Below are 18,651 nucleotides of genomic sequence, written 5' to 3'. Positions count from 1 at the left end.
CATCTATCAGGCGGGGGCGAACCCCGGGACGCGCGCCATGATCCTCTGGAGCTCGCGGTCGTCGGAGATGCCCTGGAAGTCGTGCCGCGGGGTGTAGGGGGTCTCCAGGGTCGCGATCTCCTCGTCGGTGAGGTCGAGGGCGAGGGAGTCCACGGCTTCGTCGATCTGCGCGGCGCTGCTGGCGCCGACGAGGGGCGCGACGACCACCGGGTGGGAGCGCAGCCACGCGAGGGCGACCTGCGCCCGGGAGACGCCGCGCGCCGCGGCGACCGCGCCGACGGCGTCGAGGATGCGGCGGTCGGCGTCGGCCGTGGCCGGGGTGTAGAGCAGGTCGGCGTAGTCGCCGTCGTCGGCGCTCCGGGCGGTGGCCCTGGCGTCGTCGTAGGGCCGCGCGAGCCGTCCGCGCGCCAGCGGGCTCCAGACGACGGTGCCGACGCCCTCGTCGGCACACAGTGGCAGCATCTCCCGCTCCTCCTCGCGCGCGAGGAGGTTGTAGTGGTCCTGCATGGCGACGAAGCGGGTCCACCCGTGCTCGCGCTGCAGGTGCAGGGCCTTCGCGAACTCCCAGGCGTGCATCGACGACGCACCCAGGTAGCGGACCTTGCCGGCCTTCACCACGTCGTGCAGCGCCTCGAGGGTCTCCTCGAGCGGCGTCGACGGGTCGTTGCGGTGCACCTGGTAGAGGTCGATGTAGTCGGTGCCGAGGCGGCGCAGGCTGTGGTCCACCTCCGTCAGGACGGCCTTGCGCGAGAGGCCCTTGCCGTTGGGGCCGGGACGCATCGGGTGGCGCAGCTTCGTGGCGATCACGACGTCGTCGCGGTCGGCGAAGTCCCGCAGCGCGCGGCCCAGCATCTCCTCCGACGACCCCTGCGAGTACATGTTCGCGGTGTCGAAGAGGTTGATCCCCCGGTCGAGCGCGTGCTTGATCAGTGGCCGGCTCGACTCCTCGTCGAGCGACCAGACCGGGTGCCCGCGGCCCGGTTCGCCGTAGGTCATCGCGCCGATGGCGATCCGGGAGACGTCGAGACCCGTCGCCCCCAGCTTCACGTACTCCATTGCCGATCCTCCGGGATCGTGGTCGGATGAATCGGAGAGTTCTCCGGTACGAGGACCAACGTAGCGGAGAACTCTCCGCTTCGCGAGGAGGTGGACCGCACCCGTGCCCCCGGCCCGCAGCGACGCGCGCCAGAACCGCGCGCGCATCCTGGAGGTCGCCGCGGCGGCCCTGGCCGAGGACGGCGACGCGTCGCTGAACTCGATCGCGGGCCGGGCGGGGGTCGGCGCCGGCACGCTGTACCGGCACTTCCCGCACCGTGAGGCCCTCGTGCTCGCGGTCTACCGCGCCGAGGTCCAACGGCTGGTCGACCGGGTGCCCGAGCTGCTCGAGCGTGAGCCGCCGCTGGTGGCCCTGCGGGCCTGGTTCGCGATCCTGGCCGGGTACATCCGGCTCAAGCGGGGTCTCGGGGACGCGCTGACGGCCGAGAACCACGCGGCCGCCACCACCGAGACCTACGGGCCGGTGATCGGGGCGATCACCACGCTGCTGCGGGCCGGGGAGGCCGACGGCAGCATGCGGCCCGGCCTCGACCCCGACGACGTCCTGCTGCTCATGGGCGCCGTGTGGCGCGTCCCGGCCGGGGAGGACGGCCGCGAGCAGGCCGAGCGGCTGCTCGACCTGGTCGTCGAGAGCCTGCGCCCGTAGCGCTCAGCCCGGCAGGGAGCCGCGCAGGGCGTCCACCTCGGGCTCGAGGAAGTCGTCCGCGCCCGAGGGGTCCGACGCCCTCCCCCGCGCCAGCGCGTCGAGCTCGGCGACGAGGCGCTCGGCGCGGTCGGCGGGCAGGGCTCCGGCGTCGGTCGTGTCGAGCGCCCAGCAGGCCGCGAGGACACGGTGGGCCAGGCGGTGCGTGGTGTCGAGGGCCGGCCACCACAGCGTGGTCCGGGGGTCGGGCCGGACAGGCGCGGCGAGCTCGCCGACGTGGTGCGCGTCGGCGAGGGCGAGGACCTGCTGGTTGAGGTCCCGGCGCGCCGCGCGCCGTCGGGCCAGTCGTGCTGCGGTCGGCGAGGTGCGGGACCACGCGAGCGGCGGCCCGCAACGTCGCCGCCACCAGGGCCCGGGGGCGCCAGCCACCCGATCAGCACCACCCCGCCGGCGCAGCCGCCCGCACGCACGGCATCGACGCCGTCGAAGCGCGCGCCACGCAGGCGGAACAGCCCGCGGGCCCACGCCCGCCACGCGCCCGCCCGCGAGCCGTCGTCGCTGGGTGCCGCGCTCACACCCCCAGTCTCGCCGAGCGGGCCGCGAGGCCTCGGGATCCGCGCCGTCCCGAGCCCCCGCGGCCGATCCGGGCGCTCAGGAGCGCATGACCGTCGCGCCGTCGGCGGTGCGGACCTCCAGCCCGCGCACGCGGTCCGGCGGGAGGTCGGTGGCCGCGGAGACCCGGACGTCCTGGTCCGGCGGCGGGCTCCAGCGGGCGACCTGCTGCTCGCTGCCGTCGGGCCCGCGCACGACCAGGACGTACGTGGTGCGCGGGGCGTCCGGAGGCGCGGGTGGGCGTTCCGCGCCGTGGTAGAGGCAGCTCAGCGCGATCTCGGTGCCCCACGGGCGCGCCGTGAGGTCGGCGAGACCGGACGACGGCGAGTCCGCGACGGGCGGCAGGGCCATCTCGCGCACGGGCGGGGTCGCCGCCGTGCCCGTGGTGGCGGGGAGGACCGCCCAGCCCACGAGACCGCCGCCGAGCAGCGCGACGACGACCGCGGCCGCGGCGAGCACCCAGGCCGTCCGCCGACGGCGTCGCACGCGGCGCAGGGTGCCGGCGAGGAGGTCCGGGGGCGGGTCCGCGAGGGGCTCGGCGTCGCGATCGCCCTCCGGCACGCGGGACAGCAGGCCCGGCAGCCCCGCGACCTCGCCCAGCGAGCGCGCGCAGTCGGCGCAGCCGGGCAGGTGGGACTCGAACGCCTCGCGCTCCGCCGGCTCGAGGGCGCCGAGGACGTAGACCCCGACATCGAACCGGTGCCGGCAGCTCATGACCCCACCCCCATCTCCTCGAGCACCAGGCGCAGGGCGCGCAGCGCGTAGTGGGTCCGCGACTTCACCGTGCCCGGCGGGATGCCGAGCGCGGCCGCGGCCTCGCCCACGGTGCGGCCGCGGTAGTAGCACTCGCCGAGGACCGCGCGGTGCTCCGGGGTGAGCCGGGCCAGGGCGGCGGCCACGACCCACGTCTGCGCCGCGGCGTCGGCGTGGTCGGCGACGGTGCGGTCCCCGGCCTCGGGCACGTCGTCGTAGAGCACCTCGGGACGGGCCGAGCGGGCGCGCCAGTCGTCGATCAGCACGTTGCGCAGGGTGCGCAGCAGCCAGGGACGCGGGTCGCCGCGGCTCTCGTCGAGGGCGTCGGGGTGGCGCCAGGCGCGCAGCAGCGTCTCCTGCACCGCGTCCTGCGCGCGCCCCGGGTCGGACGTGGTCCGCAGGGCGACCGCCCACAGCACGGCGCCGTGGCGCTCGTGGAGCAGCCGGATGAGATCCTCCTCGGACGTCACCCCACCCCCTGTCAGGTCCGGGCGGCCGAGGTGAACGACCAGGCGGCCACCCACACCGTGCCCACGGTGAGGAGCATGGCGCACGGGACGTGCAGAGCGAGGATGCCGTGCTCACCCGCGTAGGCCTGGGCGAACGACAGCACGAACACGACCACCGCGAGGACCGCGGGCCACCACGGGCCCCGGGCCGCGCGGGACCAGAGGATCGCCGCGATCGCGAGCAGCCCGAGCACGACGTGCAGCACGATCGCGCCGGTGGCGTGCAGCCCGATCGGGCCGCCGCGCGGCAGCAGCGCGCCCGCGGTGACGAACTGCCAGGCCAGGACGATCACCGACAGCACGGCGGTGATCCGGACCGCGGTCAGCGGGGCGGCGACGGCACGGGGTGCGGCGGCGGCGTGGGTGACCATGGGCGTCGTCCTCTCGGTGGTAGGTCCCTCACCCCTCGGACACGGACGGCAGGGCCGAACGGTTCACCCGCCGTGGACCAGCAGCACCCCGGCAAGGACCAGCGCCAGGCCGGCCAGGTGGACACGCGCGAGACGGTCGGCGAAGACGAGGGCGCCCGTGGTCGCCGCGAGGGCGATGCCGGCGCCGCTCCAGATGCCGTAGCCGACCGCCAGCGGCATCCCCAGCGCGAGGGCACGGGACATGAGCAGCACCGACGCCCCCATCGCGAGGAACGCCGTCGCCGACCACGGGGCCCGGCGCAGCCCGTCCGAGGCCCGCATGGCGGCGAGGGACAGGCCCTGGGTCAGCACCGACCCGAGCAGGAGCAGGGTCTCGATCACGCCGGCACCCGCCGCTGCAGCAGCAGTGCCCCGCCGAGGATCAGTGCGAGGCCGCCGGCCTGGACCGGGGTGACGGGATCGCCGAGCACGGCCGCCGACAGGACCGTCGCCGAGACCAGCCCGCAGCCGGTGACCGTGCCGTAGGCGATGCCGAGCGGCAGGCCGTGCTCGAGGGCCCGGGAGAACAGGAGCACGGCCACGGCGTAGCCCGTGAGCACGCCGAGCGTCGCCGCCGGGCGCGTGAACCCGTCGGACGCGGACAACGACACGGTGCCCAGCACCTCGCACACCACGGTGCCGGCCAGCAGCACCACACCTCGTGAACCCACGGTCTCGATGGTGAGCCCGATCGGCCGTCAGCGGGAGTGACAGTTCCTCGCCCAGTGATTCAGTATCGGTGAATGCCGATCGATCCCCACCGGCTGTTGGTGCTGCGTGCCGTGCACCGGACCGGGAGCGTGCAGGCCGCCGCCGCGGCGCTGCACCTCACGGCGTCGGGCGTCTCCCAGCACCTCACGCGCCTCGAGTCGGAGACGAAGCTGGCGCTGCTCGACCGGACGCGGCGCGGCGGCGGGCGGGCCGTCGCGCTGACCACGGCCGGGCTCGCGCTGGCCGAGCGGGCCGACGACGTCGCCGTCGCCCTCGCCGAGGCGTCGCGCGAGGCCGACCGCCTGCGCGAGGGCACGCGGGGCACCGTGCGCGTGGGCGGCTTCGCGACCGCGCTCGGCGCCTTCGTCGTGCCCGCGCTGCACGAGGTCGCGGTGAGCGATCCGGCGCTGCGGGTGGAGGTCCACGAGGTCACCGCGGCCGAGGGCCTGGACTTCCTGCGGGCCGGCGAACTGGACCTGCTGCTCGGCGAGCGCTACTCGGACGCCACCGCGCCCACCACCGGCCCGCACCGGGGGCTGGTCGAGCACGACCTGTGCCGCGACGCCTTCCGGGTCGTCGTCCCGCGTGTCCGGGCCACGCCGGACACGCTCGCCGAGCTCCTCGCCGGCCCGTGGGTGACGTCGCCGCAGCGCCACGGCGCGCACCGGCTGCTCGACCAGCTCTGCGCGGACCACGGCGTCGAGAGCGGGCACCGCCACGTCTGCACGGAGTCGCACACGATGCTCGCGCTGGTCGCCGCCGGCCTCGGCGCGACGATCGTCCCCGACCTGACGCTCTCCCAGGCACCGGGGGACGGCGTCCGGGAGTACGCGACCGCGGTCGACCTCGGGGGCCGGGTCCTGACGGTGACCGGGCCCGCGGAGGCGCACCGCTCCCCCGCGACGCGCCGCTTCCACCGGTTGCTCCGCGAGATCGCGGGCGGGCGGGGCGGCGCCACCGAGGCCCCGGCCGGGGCAGGATGAGTCCCGTGCCCGAGACCCTCGACGCCGTCGTCATCGGCGCCGGCTACAGCGGCCTGGCGGTGCTGGCGCTGCTGCGCGAGCGGGGGCTGCGGGTGCGGGCCTATGACGCGGCGGGCAACGTCGGCGGCACGTGGTGGTGGCACGCCTTCCCGGGCTCGCACCTGGACACCCCGTGCCACGTCTACCAGTACTTCTTCTCCGAGCAGCTCTACCGCGAGTGGGGCTGGAGCGAGCCGCACCCGGCCGGCTACGAGGTCCAGCGCTGGTTCCGCTTCGTCGCCGACCGGCTCGACCTGCGCCGCGACATCGCCCTGTCGACGACGGTCACCGCCGCGGAGCACGACGGCGAGGCGTGGACGGTGCGCACCGACCGCGGGGAGACCGTCCGCGCGCGGGCACTCGTCGCGTGCACGGGACGGCTCCCCGCGGAGCCCGCGGTCGCCGTCGACGGCTTCGCCGGGACCGTGCTGCGCACCGCGTCCTGGCGGGAGGACCGCCACGACCTGCGCGGACAGCGCGTCGGGGTGCTGGGGACCACGGCCTCGACGATCCAGCTCGTCCCCGCGGTCGTGGACGCGGTGGCGCACCTGACCGTCGTCGCCGACAGGCCGCGGGACGTCGTCCCGCGCGTCAACCCGGTCTACGGCTGGCGGGAGCGCGACGCCTACCGCGACCGGTTCGCCGCGACACGCGAGGCGCCCGACGCGACCCCACCCGCGGCCGACCGCGACGCCATGCGGGCCCGGCTCGGCGACGACCCGCGGCTCGTCGAGCTGCTCGTGCCCGCCGGCCCACCGGGGCCGGTGACGCTCGACGGCGGCTGGCTCGAGGCGGTGCGTCGCGACCACGTCTCCGTGATCGCCCGCGAGGACGTGACCGCCGTGGAGGGCGCGGGCCTCGCACTCGCCGACGGCACCGTCCGGCCGCTCGACGTCCTCGTCGTCGCCGACGAGCCCGACGCCGGGCCGCCGGCCCGGGAACGGCTCACGGTGACCGGCCCGCTGTTCACCCCGACCCCGCCCGAGCGCGGCACCGCCCCGTGCGTGCACCTCCACCGCGAGGCCGTGCACATCGCGGGCGAGGTCGCCGCGCTGCCCGTACCCCACTGACCCCCGGAGGACCCCCGTGCGCGTGTCGACGCTGACCCGCTACCCCGTCAAGTCGATGCTCGGCCAGCCGGTCGAGCAGGCCGAGATCACCGCGGCCGGGCTCGCGCTCGACCGGCGCTACGGGCTGCTCGACGCGACCACCGGCCTCGTCGCGACCGCGAAGCACCCGCGCCTGTGGCGCCGGCTGCTGCAGTACTCGGCGGCCGCGCAGGACGACCGGGTGCAGGTCACGGCCCCCGACGGCCACGTGCGCGACGTCGACGACCCGCGCCTGCCCTCCGAGCTCGCCGCCGACCTGGGCCGCGAGGTCACGGTCGCCGCGACACGCCCGCAGGGCGCCGAGGTCGAGCGCCCCGATCCCGAGGACGTGCTCGCCCAGGGCGTCGAGTCCGAGGTCGCCGCGCCCACGTTGGAGATCTCCATGGGCAGCGCCGCCGACACGTTCGTCGACTACGCACCGGTGCACCTGATCACCACGCCGACCCTCGACCGCCTCGGCGTGGACCCGGTCCGCTACCGGCCGAACCTGATCATCGAGTCGGACGGGCAGCCGTTCGCCGAGACCGACTGGGTCGGCCGCGAGCTCACCGTCGGCGAGGTCGTGCTCCGCGTCGTGCTGCCGACCCCGCGCTGCTCGGTGCCGACCCTCGAGCACGGCGACCGGCCCCGGGCCCCCGAAGCGCTGCGGCCGCTGCTCACCGACAACCGCGTCGACGTGCCGGGCTTCGGCGTGCTGCCGTGCGCCGGTGTCTACGCGGAGGTCGTGCGGGGCGGGACGGTGCGGCGGGGCGACGCGGTGGAGCTGGGCTGATCAGGGCGTCTCAGGGCGTCCATGTCCGCAGCCAGACGGTGTGCGGGGAGCGGCGCAGCTCGGCGAGGGTCTCCTCGGGGACGGCGGCCTCGGTGTCGGTGAGCACGTAGCCGCGCTCGCCGCGGGTCGAGAGCGCCTGGCTGACCACGTTCACCCCGCTGTCGAGCAGGATCTGGTTGATCCCCGCCAGCACCCCCGGGGTGTTCTCGTGCAGGTAGCCCATCCGGAAGGCCGTGGGTGCCGCGGGCAGGGCGACCTCGGGGAGGTCGACCGACAGGGCGGTGACGCCGGTGTCGACGAAGCCGGTCAGCTTGGTCGCGACGAAGTGCCCGATCTCCTCCTGGGCCTCCTGAGTCGACCCGCCCACGTGCGGGGTCAGGATCACGTTGTCCAGCCCGCGCAACGGCGAGGAGAAGGTGTCGCCCTGCGCCTTGGGCTCGATCGGGAACACATCGATCGCCGCCCCCGCCAGATGCCCGGACAGGATGTTCTCCCGCAACGCCTCGTCATCGATCACCATCCCCCGCGACGCGTTGATGAAGATCGACCGCGGCTTCATCGCAGCGAACTGCTCCGCCCCGAACAACCCCGCGTTCCCCGGACGGCCGTCCACATGCAGGCTCACCACATCGGCCTCGGCCAGCAACGCCTCCAACGACCCCACCTTGCGGGCATTGCCGTGCGCCAACCGGTCCTGGGTGTCATAGAAGATCACCCGCAGCCCCACCGCCTCGGCGATGTTCGACAACTGCGTGCCGATGTTGCCGTAACCCACGATCCCCAACGTCCGGCCCCGGAACTCGTGGCTACCGCGCGCCGACTTGTCCCACACCCCCTCGTGCATCCGCGCGGTCTTCTCCGGCAACCGCCGCACCAACGCGATGATCTCCCCGAGCACCAGCTCCACCACACTGCGGGTGTTGGAGAACGGGGCGTTGAACACCGCCACCCCCCGCTCCGCGGCAGCGGGCAGATCGACCTGGTTGGTGCCGATACAGAAACACCCCACCGCCAACAGATCCTTGCCCGCGTCCAGGACCTCCGCGGTCACCGTCGTGTTCGACCGGATCCCCAGCAACGACACCCCGGGCAGAGCCTCGGCCAGCTCCGCGCCCGACAACGACCCCGACCGCGCGTCGACCTCGATGCCCCGGGCGCGCAGCGCGTCCGCGGCGACGGGGTGGATGTTCTCCAGGAGAAGAGCCTTCACGCGACGAGACTAGGCCGCCGCGCGCCGACGTGACGCGTCCCCCGGGCGGTTGACTCCCGGGGCCCGGCACCCGAGAGTTCCCGCTCATGGGTGTGCGGAGGGTGCTGACGTGGCGACGCCACGTCGACCTCCTGCGCACGGCGAGCAGCGGCTGTCGCTGACGTCACACGTCAGCCACCGTCCGTCCCGCCCTCCCGGAGTCCTCCATGTCCACGGCACCCACGGGGTCCGTCGCCCCTGCCGAGACCGTCCACACCCCGCGCCGCGTCGCCCTCGCGAGCGCCGTCGGCACGACGATCGAGTGGTACGACTTCTACCTCTACGCCACCGCCACGGCGCTGGTGTTCAACCAGCTGTTCTTCCCGTCCGTCGACCCGACGACGGGCACGCTCGCGGCGTTCGCGACCTACGCGGCGGGCTTCGGCGCCCGCCCGATCGGCGCGGTGATCTCCGGGCACCTCGGCGACCGGCTCGGGCGCAAGGTCGTGCTGGTCGCCGCCCTGGTGATCATGGGTCTGGCCACGACCGCGATCGGCGTGCTGCCCACCTACGCCTCGATCGGCGTCGGGGCACCGATCCTGCTCGTGGTGCTGCGCATCGTGCAGGGCCTCGCGGTCGGCGGCGAGTGGGCCGGCGCCGCGATCCTCGGCGTCGAGCACGCCCCGGCCCGGCGGCGCGGTTTCTTCGGCAGCTTCACCCAGCTCGGGTCGCCCGCGGGCATGCTGCTCGCCACCGGCTCCCTGTTCCTGGTGCGGGTGCTCGCCGGCGACGAGGCGTTCCTCGCGTGGGCGTGGCGCCTGCCGTTCCTCGCGAGCGTGCTGCTGGTCGGCGTCGGGCTGTTCATCCGCCTGCGCATCTCCGACGCGGCCGCGTTCCGGACCCTGCGGGAGTCCGGCGAGGTCGCGCGGCTGCCGATCGTCGAGGTGTTCCGGGAGGCGCCGCGCAACGTCCTGGTCACCACCGGCCTGCGGCTCTCCCAGATCGCGCTGTTCGTGCTGCTCACGACCTACGGGCTGACCTACATCGCCGGCGAGCTCGGGAAGGCGAACAGCGCCGGGCTCCTCGCCGTGGTGATCACCTCGGCGCTCGGGCTCGCGACGACGCCGCTGTGGGCGATGCTGTCCGACCGGATCGGGCGGCGGACGCCGTACCTCGTCGGCTCGGTGGGCGGCACGATCGCGCTGGCGCTGTTCTTCCTCGCGGTCGGCACCGGGTCGACGGTGCTGATCGTCCTCGCCATGATCATCGGCATCAACGTCACCCACGACGCGATGTACGGCCCGCAGGCCGCGTGGTTCGCCGAGCTGTTCTCGACGCGGCTGCGCTACAGCGGCGCCTCGCTCGGCTACGGCATCGGCTCGGTGGTCGCGGGCGGGTTCGCGCCGCTCGTCGCCGCCGCGCTCGTCGGCGACACCGGATCGTTCTGGCCCGTGGTGGCGTTCACCGCGGTGCTGTCGGTGGTCACCACGGTGGCGGCGGTGGCCGCCCGCGAGACCGCTTTCGACCCGCTCGCGGCCTGAGGGGAATCCTGTCGTCGTGTCCCGCCGCATCCACCTCAACGCCTTCGCCATGAACTGCGCGGGCCACCAGTCCGCCGGGCTGTGGCGCCACCCGAGCGACGAGGGCTTCCGCTACACCGACGTCGAGCACTGGGTCGACCTGGCCCGCGTGCTCGAGGACGCGGGGTTCGACGCGCTGTTCCTCGCCGACGTCCTCGGGATCTACGACGTCTACGGCGGCTCCCGCGACGCCGCCCTGCGCGCGGGGACGCAGGTGCCGCTCGGGGATCCGATGCTGCCGGTGCCGGCGATGGCCGCGGCGACCTCGCGGCTCGGGTTCGGCATCACGGTGTCGGTGAGCTACGAGCACCCGTACGCGCTCGCCCGCCGGTTCGCCACGCTCGACCACCTGACGAAGGGCCGGGTGGGCTGGAACGTCGTCACGGGCTACCTGGCCAGCGCCGCGGCGAACCTGGGGCTGGGCGACCAGCTCCCCCACGACCAGCGCTACGAGATGGCCGAGGAGTACCTCGAGGTCTGCTACAAGCTCTGGGAGGGTTCCTGGGAGGACGACGCGGTGGTGCGCGACGCCGAGCGCGGCGTCTACACCGACCCGGCGAAGGTGCACGACGTCGCCCACCACGGCACGTGGTTCGACGTCCCCGGGCCCTTCCTGTGCGAGCCGTCCCCGCAGCGCACGCCGACGATCTTCCAGGCGGGAGCGTCGTCGCGGGGGCAGGCCTTCGCCGGCCGCCACGCCGAGGCGGTGTTCGTCTCCGGCCCGTCGACGACGGTCGTCGCCAAGTCGGTGGCGGGCATCCGCGCCGCGGCCGCCGAGGCCGGCCGCGACCCGGAGTCCGTGACGATCTTCGTGCAGCTCGCGCCGGTGGTGGCCCCGACCGCCGCCGAGGCGCGGAAGCGCTACGACGAGTACCTCGCGGTGGCGTCGCAGGAGGGTGCGCTCGCGCTGTTCGGGGGCTGGACGGGCCTGGACCTCGGCGGGCTCGACCCGCACGAGCCGCTGCGCCACGTCGAGACCGACGCCGGGCGCTCGGCGCTCGCGTCGTTCACCACCGACGACCCCGACCGGGAGTGGACGCTCGCCGAGGTCACCGCCCACCTCGCGGTCGGCGGCCGCGGGCCGGTCGTCGTCGGCTCCCCCACCGAGGTCGCCGACGCGATGGAGCACTGGGTCGACGAGACCGGCGCTGACGGCTTCAACCTCGCCTACGCCGTCACGCCCGGCACGTTCGTCGACGTCGCCCGGCTCGTCGTCCCCGAGCTGCGCCGGCGCGGCCGGATGCCGGCGATCCCGCCCGCCGGGACGCTGCGCGAGGTGCTCGGCGGAGCGGGCCCGCGCGCCGCGAAGGACCACCCCGCGGCGGGCCATCGCCGCTGAGCCCGTGGCCGGCGCCGCGTCCGCCGATCGCAGCCCGCGAGGGGCACGCCCGCCGTTCCGCGGAGATCACGGGCACGTCGTCACCCTCGTCGGCGTGCCGCGGGTGCATGACGCGCTCCTGATCATGTGCCGGGAGCGACCGGTGCCACGCCCGGGTCGGCGGCGGTGTTCTCCCGGACATGGCGACCGACACGACTCTCGACCACGGCGTCTCCGTCCCGGCGCTCGACGGGCTCGACTGGCCCGAGCTCGCCGCGCGGCTCGACCGCGACGGTTTCGCGATGACCGGGCCGCTCCTGGACCCCGAGCAGTGCCGGCAGATGATCGACGTCTTCGACGACGACGGGGCCTTCCGCTCCACCGTCGACATGGCACGGCTCTCCTTCGGCGAGGGCCGGTACCGGTACTTCGCCGACCCGCTCCCGCCGTTGGTGACCGAACTGCGGACCCGGCTGTACCCGCCGCTCGCGGCCATCGCGAACCGGTGGACGGGGCTCCTGGGCGAGCAGCCGTTCCCGGAGACGCACGAGGGCCTCGTGGAGGCCTGCGCCGCCGCGGGGCAGCGCAAGCCCACGCCGCTGGTGCTGCGCTACGGGCCCACGGGCTACAACTGCCTGCACCAGGACGTCTACGGCGACCTGACCTTCCCGCTGCAGGTGCTGGTCATGCTCAACACGCCGGACGTCGACTTCACGGGCGGCGAGAGCGTGTTCGTCGAGCAGCGGCCGCGCCAGCAGTCCCGGCCCATGGTCGCGCGCCCCGGCCTCGGGCAGGCCGTGATCTTCCCGGTGCGACACCGCCCGAAGCAGGGGTCGCGCGGGTACCACCGGGTGCAGATGCGCCACGGCGTGTCGGCCGTGCACACCGGGGACCGCCACGTGCTGGGCGTGATCTTCCACAACGCTCGGTGACGCGCGCGCGTCCCGCGAGCCGTGCGGTCGGGGCGAGGACGGCCGCGCTGAGGACGAGGGCCAGGGCGGCGACGACCGACACCGTCGTCGTCAGCGGGACCAACGCCGTCGCGACGCCGGCCACGAGCGTCGGCAGCCCGACCCCGACGTTGCAGGCGACGTGCACCGCCGCGGTGATCCCGCTGGCCCGGGCGGGCGGGGCGGTCGCGGCCACCGTCGCGACGGCGCCGCCGTAGAGCAGCCCGTGGGCGAGGCCCGCGACCGCGGCGGCCACGAGGACGACCGTCAGGGATCCGGCGCCGGCGGTCAGGATGGCGAGCGGGACGACGACGGCGACGAGCCCGACCACCTGGCCGCGCCGCGGGCCGAGGCGGCGCAGCACCGGCGGGGTGACGAGCGAGACCGCGACGACGCCGCCGGCGACCGCACCCGTGACGGCCGGGTCGCCCACCCTGAGAACGCGGTCCAGCACCGTCGGGACGAGGCCGAGGAAGAGCCCGACGACCGTCCACCCGAGGAAGCCGTTGACGGTCGCGACGAGCACGGCGCGACGGGCGGCGGGCGACATCCGGGGCCGCCGGTCGTGGGTGGTGTCGTGGGTCCCGGTGTCGTGGGGCGTCGTGTCGTGGGTCCCTGTGTCGTGCGGCGTGGTGTCGGGTGCGTGGGGTGCCTGCCGGACGGTCCGGAGCCCGACGAGCACCGCGGCGAGCAGGACGAGGTGCAGGGCGAACGGCAGGACCGTCGGCCACGGCGCGAACCGGGCGAGCAGGCCCGTCGCCGGCGGGCCGACGGCCGAGCCCAGGAGGAACGCGAGCGCCCCGCTCGCCGCGCCGCGGCCGGGACGTCCGGTGCGGGCGGCCAGGGCGACGCCCACCCCGGTGACCGCACCGAGGGCGACCCCGTAGGCCACGCGTCCCGCGACCAGCCAGCCGGTGCTCGTCGCCAGGGCGAGGCAGAGCGAGCCCGCCGCGGCGGCGAGCACCCGCCGCGCAGGACCGCGCGCGGCGGGAGCCGGTCGCCGAGCGGCCCGATCACCAGGAGCGCCGGCACCGTGACCAGCGCGTACACGGCGTAGACGGCCGTTAGCGTGAGGTCGCCGAAGCCGAACTGCTGCTGGTAGGTGGGGTAGAGCGGGCTGGGCATGTTGGCGCCGGCGGCGAGCAGCGTCAGCGTGGCGAGCAGCCACCGGTGTGCGGCGCGGGACGGTTCGGAGGGTGCGGCGGGGATCGTCGGGGTGGGCACGGTCGTCGGGGTGAGCACGGACGTCGGGGTTTGCGCGGTCGTCGGCACACCGGCGACCGTGCCGCCGTCGACCTTTCAGGACCAGCTCACGTTGCTGCAACTCCCGTGTAGCGTTGCTACATGATCGACCACCGGTTGCGGACGCTGCAGCTCGTGGCCCACCACGGGTCGGTGACCGCGGCCGCCCAGGTGCTGCACTTCACGCCGTCGGCGGTCTCCCAGCAGCTGCGCGGGCTGTCCGAGGAGCTCGGGGTCGACCTCGTCACCCAGGTCGGACGCCGCATGGAGCCGACCGCCGCCGGGCGGATCCTGCTGCGGCACGCGGACGCGCTGCACGCTCGCGCGGAGAGCGCGCGGGCCGAGCTCGCGGCCGTCGGGGACGCCGCGGGACGCATCGGGCTGTGCGGCTTCTCCACCGCCATGACCCTGCTCGCTCCGACGGCCGCCGCGTTGCGCGCGAGATTCCCCGACCTGGAGATCCAGGTCAGGGAGGCCGAGCCCGCCCGGTGCATCGACCTCCTGCTCTCCGGCGACGGCGACCTGGCCCTCCTGGTGGTGGACGACCGGGTGCCGCCCATCACCGACACCCGCTTCGACCAGCGCCCGCTGTTCGACGACCGCATCGACCTCGCCGTCCCGGCCGGCCACCGCCTGACCACGCGGTCGCGGTTGAGCCTCCGGGACGCGGCGAGGGAGTCCTGGATCGTCTCGCCGCCGGAGAGCCCCTACTACCGGCTGCTCCTGAGCGCGTGCCAGGCCGCCGGCTTCCGCCCGGCGGTGGCGCACTACTCGGCCGAGTGGGACACCGGCGCCGCCCTCGTCGCCCACGGCCTCGGCGTCTACCTGCTGCCCCGCCTCGCCCCGCTGCACCGCGACGACGTCGTGCGCATCCCGCTGACCGGGCCGTCGGCGCCGGTCCGGCACATCGCCGCGCTGACCCGGGCCGGCGCGGCGGGGCAGCCGACGATCGCGCACGCCCTCGGGACGATCGACGGCGTCGTGGCCGAGATTCTCGCGGGCTGAGGTCGCCGCTGGACCTCGCGAGTGGGGCACCCGAGACTCTCGCGGCGTGAGGATCACGCGCATCGCGTTGTACGACGTCGAGCTCCCCTACGCCGGCGGCGTCTACCACCTCTCAGGAGGGCGCACCTACACGTCCTTCGAGGCCTCGATCGTGCGTGTCACCTGCGACGACGGCACCGAGGGCTGGGGCGAGAGCACGCCGTTCGGGTCGACCTACATCGCCGCCCACCCGGCCGGGACCCGCGCGGCCATCGGGCTGCTCGCCCCGGCACTGCTCGGCGCCGACCCACGGCGCACCGAACGCATCGGCGACGTCATGGACCGCACCCTCACCGGCCACCAGGACGCCCGTACCGCGCTCGACGTCGCGTGCTGGGACGCGTTCGGCCGGTCGGTCGGGCTGCCGGTCTGCGAGCTGCTCGGCGGGTCCACCGACACCGCCCTCCCGATGATGTCGTCGCTCGGCGCCGGGGACCCGGAGGCGATGCGCGCGCAGGTCGCCGCGTATCGCGCGCGGGGGTACCGCGCGCACTCGGTGAAGATCGGGGCGTCCGAGGCCGAGGGTGGCCCGGCGCTCGACGCGGAACGGATCGCCGCGAGCCTCGCCGATCGACAGCCCGGCGAGTTCTTCCTCGTCGACGCCAACGGCGGGCTGGTCGTCGAGTCGGCGCTGCGCATGCTCGGGCTGCTACCGCCCGGGCTCGATTTCGCGCTCGAGGCGCCATGCGCGACGTGGAGCGAGACGGCCTCGCTGCGCCGGCGCTGCTCGTGCCCGATCGTTGTCGACGAGCTCGCCGCGCTCGACGCCGACGTCGCCGTCGCCGCGGGCGGGGCCGCGGACGGAATCAACCTGAAGATCTCGAAGGCGGGCGGGCTGACGCCGGGACGCCGTCACCGCGACCTCTGCCGAGCCTCCGGGCTGACGATCACCGTCCAGGACACTGTCGGCTCGTCGCTGGCCCTCGCCGCCATCCTGCACCTCGGCGCGACGGTCCCCACTCGTCTCCTGCGCGGCGTGCTGAACTGCGAGGACATGGTCACACGCAGGGTGGCCGCCCTCGACACGGTCCGCACCGACGACGGCATCCGTCCCGGCACGGCGCCCGGACTCGGCGCGACGGTCGACGAGGACGTGCTCGGCGAGCCGGTGGCGGTCTGGGGTGACTAGCTCCGCGCGAGGCGTCGACGGTTGGCGACGACGCTGCGGTGCACGGGGGCGACGACGGCACCGACGGCGGCCGCCGCGTCCCTGGGCGGGGTGGTCACCGCGGCCACGGCCGCGCGGCCGAAGGCGTCCGCCTTCTCGGTGACCATCCGGACCAGCTCACGGCGTTCCCGCGCCGGCGGCGGCCAGCCGCCCAGCACGAGCCGCGTCGTGCGGTAGCCGACGACGACGGGCGCCGACACCGCGATCTCGGCGAGCTGAAGCCAGGGCCGCACCCACCCCGCTCCGGGGATCGACGATCCCCTGCCCGCGGTCTTCGTCGTCGCCATCCCGTCGACGCTACGGGGCCGTCTCTTGATCGTCTTTGGTTGTCGGGGGTCGGGTCTAGCGTCGGGTTCGTGAGCATCGACCAGGGTGTACGGGTCGGCCGGGAGGCCGAGCCCGACGCGACGCTGGTCGCTGCCCTGGAGGGTGTCTCGCCGGGCGCGTTGACCGGGGAGGCTCTGGGCTCGTACGTGCGGGACTGCTGGCGGGTGCACAACCGGGCCACCGCGACGCTGTTCGACGCGCTGCACCATCTCGGGCGCGCCGAGGCCGACACGTGTGTGCGGCGCCCCGAGCTCGACGAGTTCTCCCGTGACGAGGCCTCGGCGCTGCTGGGGTGGTCGTCGACGATGGCCGCGCGGCGGTTGAACCTGGCCGATGATCTGCTCGTGCGCCTGCCCGAGGTCGGCGAGGCGCTGCACGCGGGCTGGTTGGACGAGACCAAGGCCCGCACCGTGAGCGAGTGGACCGCCGACCTGTCCGAGGACCACGCGCACGAGGTCTGCCAGGTCGTGCTGCCCGAGGCGCCGGGATTGCCCGTGCGGGCGCTGCAGGAGCGCATCGAGTCGGTGATCGGGGCGGTGGACCCGGGCTGGGCCGAGCGGCGCCGCAAGCGCGCCGAGTCCCGCGCCCAGGTGCTGCTCTCGGCGAACCCGTCGGGCACGGCGACGTTGTCGTTCGTCGACGCCCCGGCTCCGGACGGCATCGCCTCGCAGGCACGGATCGATGCGCTGGCCGCGGCGGTGCGCGCGCTCGGGGTGCTGACCCCGATCAAGCAGCTGCGCCTGCAGGTCGGGATGCGGCTGCTCGACGGCTCCACCGCCGGCGTGGACGACCGCAGCATCGCGATCCAGATGGCCGCCGAGTACCACGCCGCCACCAACCCCGACGATCCCGACGGCGGAACCCACGACGCTGGTCCCGACGACCCCACGGGTGACGACCCCGACGATGGCGGTCCCGACGACTCCGGTCCCGACGACTCCGGTCCCGACGACTCCGGTCCCGACGACGACCACGGTCCCGACGACGACGATCGCGGCGAGGCACCCGATCTCGGGGACGAGCCCGAGGGCGGGTCGAGCGCGTCCGGTGGGCCGGTCGATCCGGACAGCGATCCCGTCGACACCCCCACTCCCGCCCCGGACGTGACGGAGCGCGGTGGCAGCGAGGCCGGCGAGGGCGGAGCGGCCCGCCGGGTGATCCCCTCACCACGCCCCGCCGCCGAGCAGGGCGTGCTCGACCTCCTCGGCCTGCCACCCCGACCCGGTGCGCCGGAGCCGGAGCTGCTCGACCCGCACGGGCCGCCGGACCGCACACCGGGGCGGCTGCGGCAGGGCTCCGTCGAGCTCCGCATCCGGCTCAGCACCGCCCTCGGGCTCGACCAGCACCCCGCCACCGTCCCCGGCTACGGCACCGTGCTGCCCCACGACGCCCTCGCCATGCTCCACGCACACCGCCACGGTGAATGGCGCGTGGTCCTGACCGACCACGACGGGCGGCTCGCGCACGTCCTGCTCACCCGCCGCCGACCGCCGCCACCGTCGACACGACATCCCCGGCCCCGCGGCGAACACCGGACGCGGGGCAGACAGCGCTCACAGCGCGCCGCCAGCATCGTCGAGCTCCAGGTCCCGACGACGCTGCTCGCTGCCCTCGATCCCGACCGACATCCCGGCTGGGCACCGCTGATCCGCGAGCTCCAGACCCGCGCCCGGGACCTCGCCGCCACCTCCGGTCCCGGGCGGCCGCCGGACGCCGACGACGACCTCGACCAGTGGTCGCGGCGGCGCCCCGGCGCCGAACTCGACCGCTGGATCCGCGTGCGCGACCGCTGCTGCGTCGTCCCGGGCTGCCGCCGTCCCGCCCACCGCGCCGAGATCGACCACACGCGGGACCACGCCTACGGCGGGCCGACCGCCTCCTGGAACCTGGGTGCCTGGTGCACCCATCACCACCGCGCCAAGCACCGCGCGGGCTGGTGTGTCAGCCAACCCGCCGCCGGGCGCTTCGTCATCCGCACCCGTGCCGGCGTCACGCACGTCACCGCGCCGAAGCGGGTCATCGACCCCCTGCCCGACCCGCGACCCGCTGCCCGGCCGCGACCCCTCCCGCCCGACGGCTGGCCCGAGGACGTCACGGACGACGAGGACGACCACCTCCGCGGCCTCCGCGCCGAGCGGCGCCGCACGACCCCACCGCCGCTGTCCCCGACACCGTCCCGCTACGACGGCCCGCCGCCCTTCTGACAGGCGGGTGGGTCGCCGGACGGCACCGGCCG

Annotated in this window: 19 protein-coding genes and 1 pseudogene; 10 read left to right on the top strand and 10 right to left on the bottom strand. The window is 75.1% G+C overall.

Going from position 1 to position 18,651, the window contains the following annotated elements; all coding sequences use genetic code 11:
* Nucleotides 1-6: 6 nt before the first annotated feature.
* Nucleotides 7-1,056, bottom strand: coding sequence for an aldo/keto reductase (locus tag QSK03_RS19835; RefSeq protein ID WP_285655582.1), 1,050 nt, complete (start codon nt 1,054-1,056; stop codon nt 7-9).
* 103 nt (nt 1,057-1,159) lie between these two features.
* Between QSK03_RS19835 and QSK03_RS19830 the strand changes: the two genes are divergently transcribed.
* On the top strand, nt 1,160-1,702 hold the full coding sequence (locus QSK03_RS19830) for a TetR/AcrR family transcriptional regulator (RefSeq protein ID WP_285655580.1): 543 nt from the start codon (nt 1,160-1,162) through the stop codon (nt 1,700-1,702).
* A 3-nt stretch (nt 1,703-1,705) separates the two neighbouring features.
* Here the strand turns inward: QSK03_RS19830 and QSK03_RS19825 are convergent, their stop codons facing one another.
* The 6 genes from QSK03_RS19825 to QSK03_RS19800 form a co-directional block, all read right to left on the bottom strand.
* The gene (locus tag QSK03_RS19825; RefSeq protein ID WP_285655577.1) at nt 1,706-2,128 is read right to left on the bottom strand and encodes a hypothetical protein; all 423 of its coding nucleotides are present in this window, start codon (nt 2,126-2,128) and stop codon (nt 1,706-1,708) included.
* Between the two features lie 222 nt (nt 2,129-2,350).
* Nucleotides 2,351-3,025 carry an anti-sigma factor family protein gene (locus QSK03_RS19820; protein ID WP_285655574.1) on the bottom strand — a complete coding sequence of 225 codons (675 nt, stop codon included), beginning with the start codon at nt 3,023-3,025 and terminating at the stop codon, nt 2,351-2,353.
* Nucleotides 3,022-3,534: a sigma-70 family RNA polymerase sigma factor gene (locus QSK03_RS19815; RefSeq protein ID WP_285655571.1), complete on the bottom strand. Its 513-nt coding sequence runs from the start codon at nt 3,532-3,534 to the stop codon at nt 3,022-3,024. The genes QSK03_RS19820 and QSK03_RS19815 overlap by 4 nt, the downstream gene beginning before the upstream one ends.
* A gap of 11 nt (nt 3,535-3,545) precedes the next feature.
* On the bottom strand, nt 3,546-3,944 hold the full coding sequence (locus tag QSK03_RS19810) for a hypothetical protein (RefSeq protein ID WP_285655569.1): 399 nt from the start codon (nt 3,942-3,944) through the stop codon (nt 3,546-3,548).
* Between the two features lie 63 nt (nt 3,945-4,007).
* A complete protein-coding gene (locus QSK03_RS19805) occupies nt 4,008-4,325 on the bottom strand; it encodes a DMT family transporter (protein ID WP_285655567.1) in 318 nt (105 codons plus the stop codon).
* Complete coding sequence (locus tag QSK03_RS19800; RefSeq protein ID WP_285655564.1) at nt 4,322-4,654, bottom strand: DMT family transporter; 333 nt, start codon at nt 4,652-4,654, stop codon at nt 4,322-4,324. Before QSK03_RS19800 ends, QSK03_RS19805 begins: the two co-directional genes overlap by 4 nt.
* Before the next feature lie 72 nt (nt 4,655-4,726).
* On the opposite strand from QSK03_RS19800, the gene QSK03_RS19795 reads away from it, so the two are divergent.
* From QSK03_RS19795 to QSK03_RS19785, 3 genes are read left to right on the top strand one after another with little or no spacing between them, the layout of a single operon-like run.
* A complete protein-coding gene (locus QSK03_RS19795; protein WP_285655562.1) occupies nt 4,727-5,677 on the top strand; it encodes a LysR family transcriptional regulator in 951 nt (316 codons plus the stop codon).
* 5 nt (nt 5,678-5,682) lie between these two features.
* Entirely contained in the window at nt 5,683-6,786 is a 1,104-nt protein-coding gene (locus QSK03_RS19790; protein ID WP_285655560.1) for a flavin-containing monooxygenase, read from the top strand.
* A gap of 22 nt (nt 6,787-6,808) precedes the next feature.
* Nucleotides 6,809-7,597, top strand: coding sequence for an MOSC domain-containing protein (locus tag QSK03_RS19785; protein ID WP_352232019.1), 789 nt, complete (start codon nt 6,809-6,811; stop codon nt 7,595-7,597).
* 10 nt (nt 7,598-7,607) lie between these two features.
* On the opposite strand, the gene serA is transcribed toward QSK03_RS19785, so the two are convergent.
* Nucleotides 7,608-8,807 (bottom strand): phosphoglycerate dehydrogenase, encoded by a 1,200-nt coding sequence (gene serA / locus QSK03_RS19780; RefSeq protein WP_285655554.1) that lies wholly within the window; start codon nt 8,805-8,807, stop codon nt 7,608-7,610.
* 206 nt (nt 8,808-9,013) lie between these two features.
* Between serA and QSK03_RS19775 the strand changes: the two genes are divergently transcribed.
* From QSK03_RS19775 to QSK03_RS19765, 3 genes are all read left to right on the top strand, one after another.
* On the top strand, nt 9,014-10,327 hold the full coding sequence (locus tag QSK03_RS19775; protein WP_285655552.1) for an MFS transporter: 1,314 nt from the start codon (nt 9,014-9,016) through the stop codon (nt 10,325-10,327).
* 16 nt (nt 10,328-10,343) lie between these two features.
* Nucleotides 10,344-11,705: an LLM class flavin-dependent oxidoreductase gene (locus tag QSK03_RS19770; protein WP_285655549.1), complete on the top strand. Its 1,362-nt coding sequence runs from the start codon at nt 10,344-10,346 to the stop codon at nt 11,703-11,705.
* Nucleotides 11,706-11,884: 179 nt separating this feature from the next.
* The gene (locus tag QSK03_RS19765) at nt 11,885-12,616 is read left to right on the top strand and encodes a 2OG-Fe(II) oxygenase (RefSeq protein ID WP_285655546.1); all 732 of its coding nucleotides are present in this window, start codon (nt 11,885-11,887) and stop codon (nt 12,614-12,616) included.
* Nucleotides 12,617-12,764: 148 nt separating this feature from the next.
* On the opposite strand, the pseudogene QSK03_RS19760 reads toward QSK03_RS19765, so the two are convergent.
* A pseudogene (locus QSK03_RS19760) lies at nt 12,765-13,598 on the bottom strand (MFS transporter); the annotation flags it as partial.
* Between the two features lie 380 nt (nt 13,599-13,978).
* Between QSK03_RS19760 and QSK03_RS19755 the strand changes: the two are divergent.
* Both QSK03_RS19755 and QSK03_RS19750 read left to right on the top strand, forming a co-directional pair.
* Nucleotides 13,979-14,881, top strand: a complete 903-nt coding sequence (locus QSK03_RS19755) for a LysR family transcriptional regulator (RefSeq protein WP_285655543.1) — start codon at nt 13,979-13,981, stop codon at nt 14,879-14,881.
* A gap of 46 nt (nt 14,882-14,927) precedes the next feature.
* The gene (locus tag QSK03_RS19750; protein ID WP_285655541.1) at nt 14,928-16,049 is read left to right on the top strand and encodes a mandelate racemase/muconate lactonizing enzyme family protein; all 1,122 of its coding nucleotides are present in this window, start codon (nt 14,928-14,930) and stop codon (nt 16,047-16,049) included.
* Here the strand turns inward: QSK03_RS19750 and QSK03_RS19745 are convergent.
* Nucleotides 16,046-16,375, bottom strand: coding sequence for a hypothetical protein (locus tag QSK03_RS19745; RefSeq protein ID WP_285655538.1), 330 nt, complete (start codon nt 16,373-16,375; stop codon nt 16,046-16,048). The two genes, QSK03_RS19750 and QSK03_RS19745, sit on opposite strands and share 4 nt — an antisense overlap.
* A 69-nt stretch (nt 16,376-16,444) precedes the next feature.
* On the opposite strand from QSK03_RS19745, the gene QSK03_RS19740 reads away from it, so the two are divergent.
* Nucleotides 16,445-18,619 carry an HNH endonuclease signature motif containing protein gene (locus QSK03_RS19740; RefSeq protein ID WP_285655535.1) on the top strand — a complete coding sequence of 725 codons (2,175 nt, stop codon included), beginning with the start codon at nt 16,445-16,447 and terminating at the stop codon, nt 18,617-18,619.
* Nucleotides 18,620-18,651: the final 32 nt, after the last annotated feature.

Origin of the sequence: Actinomycetospora sp. NBRC 106375, from assembly GCF_030269665.1 — a bacterium.
GTDB lineage: Bacteria > Actinomycetota > Actinomycetes > Mycobacteriales > Pseudonocardiaceae > Actinomycetospora.
Note: the sequence above shows the minus strand (reverse complement) of the source record. Positions and strands in the feature narration are given on the sequence as shown.

Excerpts from the sequence above, each read along its gene's own strand:
- QSK03_RS19810 (WP_285655569.1), bottom strand. The coding sequence starts at position 3,944 with ATGGTCACCCACGCCGCCGCCGCACCCCGTGCCGTCGCCGCCCCGCTG.
- QSK03_RS19745 (WP_285655538.1), bottom strand. The coding sequence starts at position 16,375 with ATGGCGACGACGAAGACCGCGGGCAGGGGATCGTCGATCCCCGGAGCG.
- QSK03_RS19795 (WP_285655562.1), top strand. The coding sequence starts at position 4,727 with ATGCCGATCGATCCCCACCGGCTGTTGGTGCTGCGTGCCGTGCACCGG.
- QSK03_RS19835 (WP_285655582.1), bottom strand. The coding sequence starts at position 1,056 with ATGGAGTACGTGAAGCTGGGGGCGACGGGTCTCGACGTCTCCCGGATC.
- QSK03_RS19755 (WP_285655543.1), top strand. The coding sequence starts at position 13,979 with ATGATCGACCACCGGTTGCGGACGCTGCAGCTCGTGGCCCACCACGGG.
- QSK03_RS19775 (WP_285655552.1), top strand. The coding sequence starts at position 9,014 with ATGTCCACGGCACCCACGGGGTCCGTCGCCCCTGCCGAGACCGTCCAC.
- QSK03_RS19765 (WP_285655546.1), top strand. The coding sequence starts at position 11,885 with ATGGCGACCGACACGACTCTCGACCACGGCGTCTCCGTCCCGGCGCTC.
- QSK03_RS19820 (WP_285655574.1), bottom strand. The coding sequence starts at position 3,025 with ATGAGCTGCCGGCACCGGTTCGATGTCGGGGTCTACGTCCTCGGCGCC.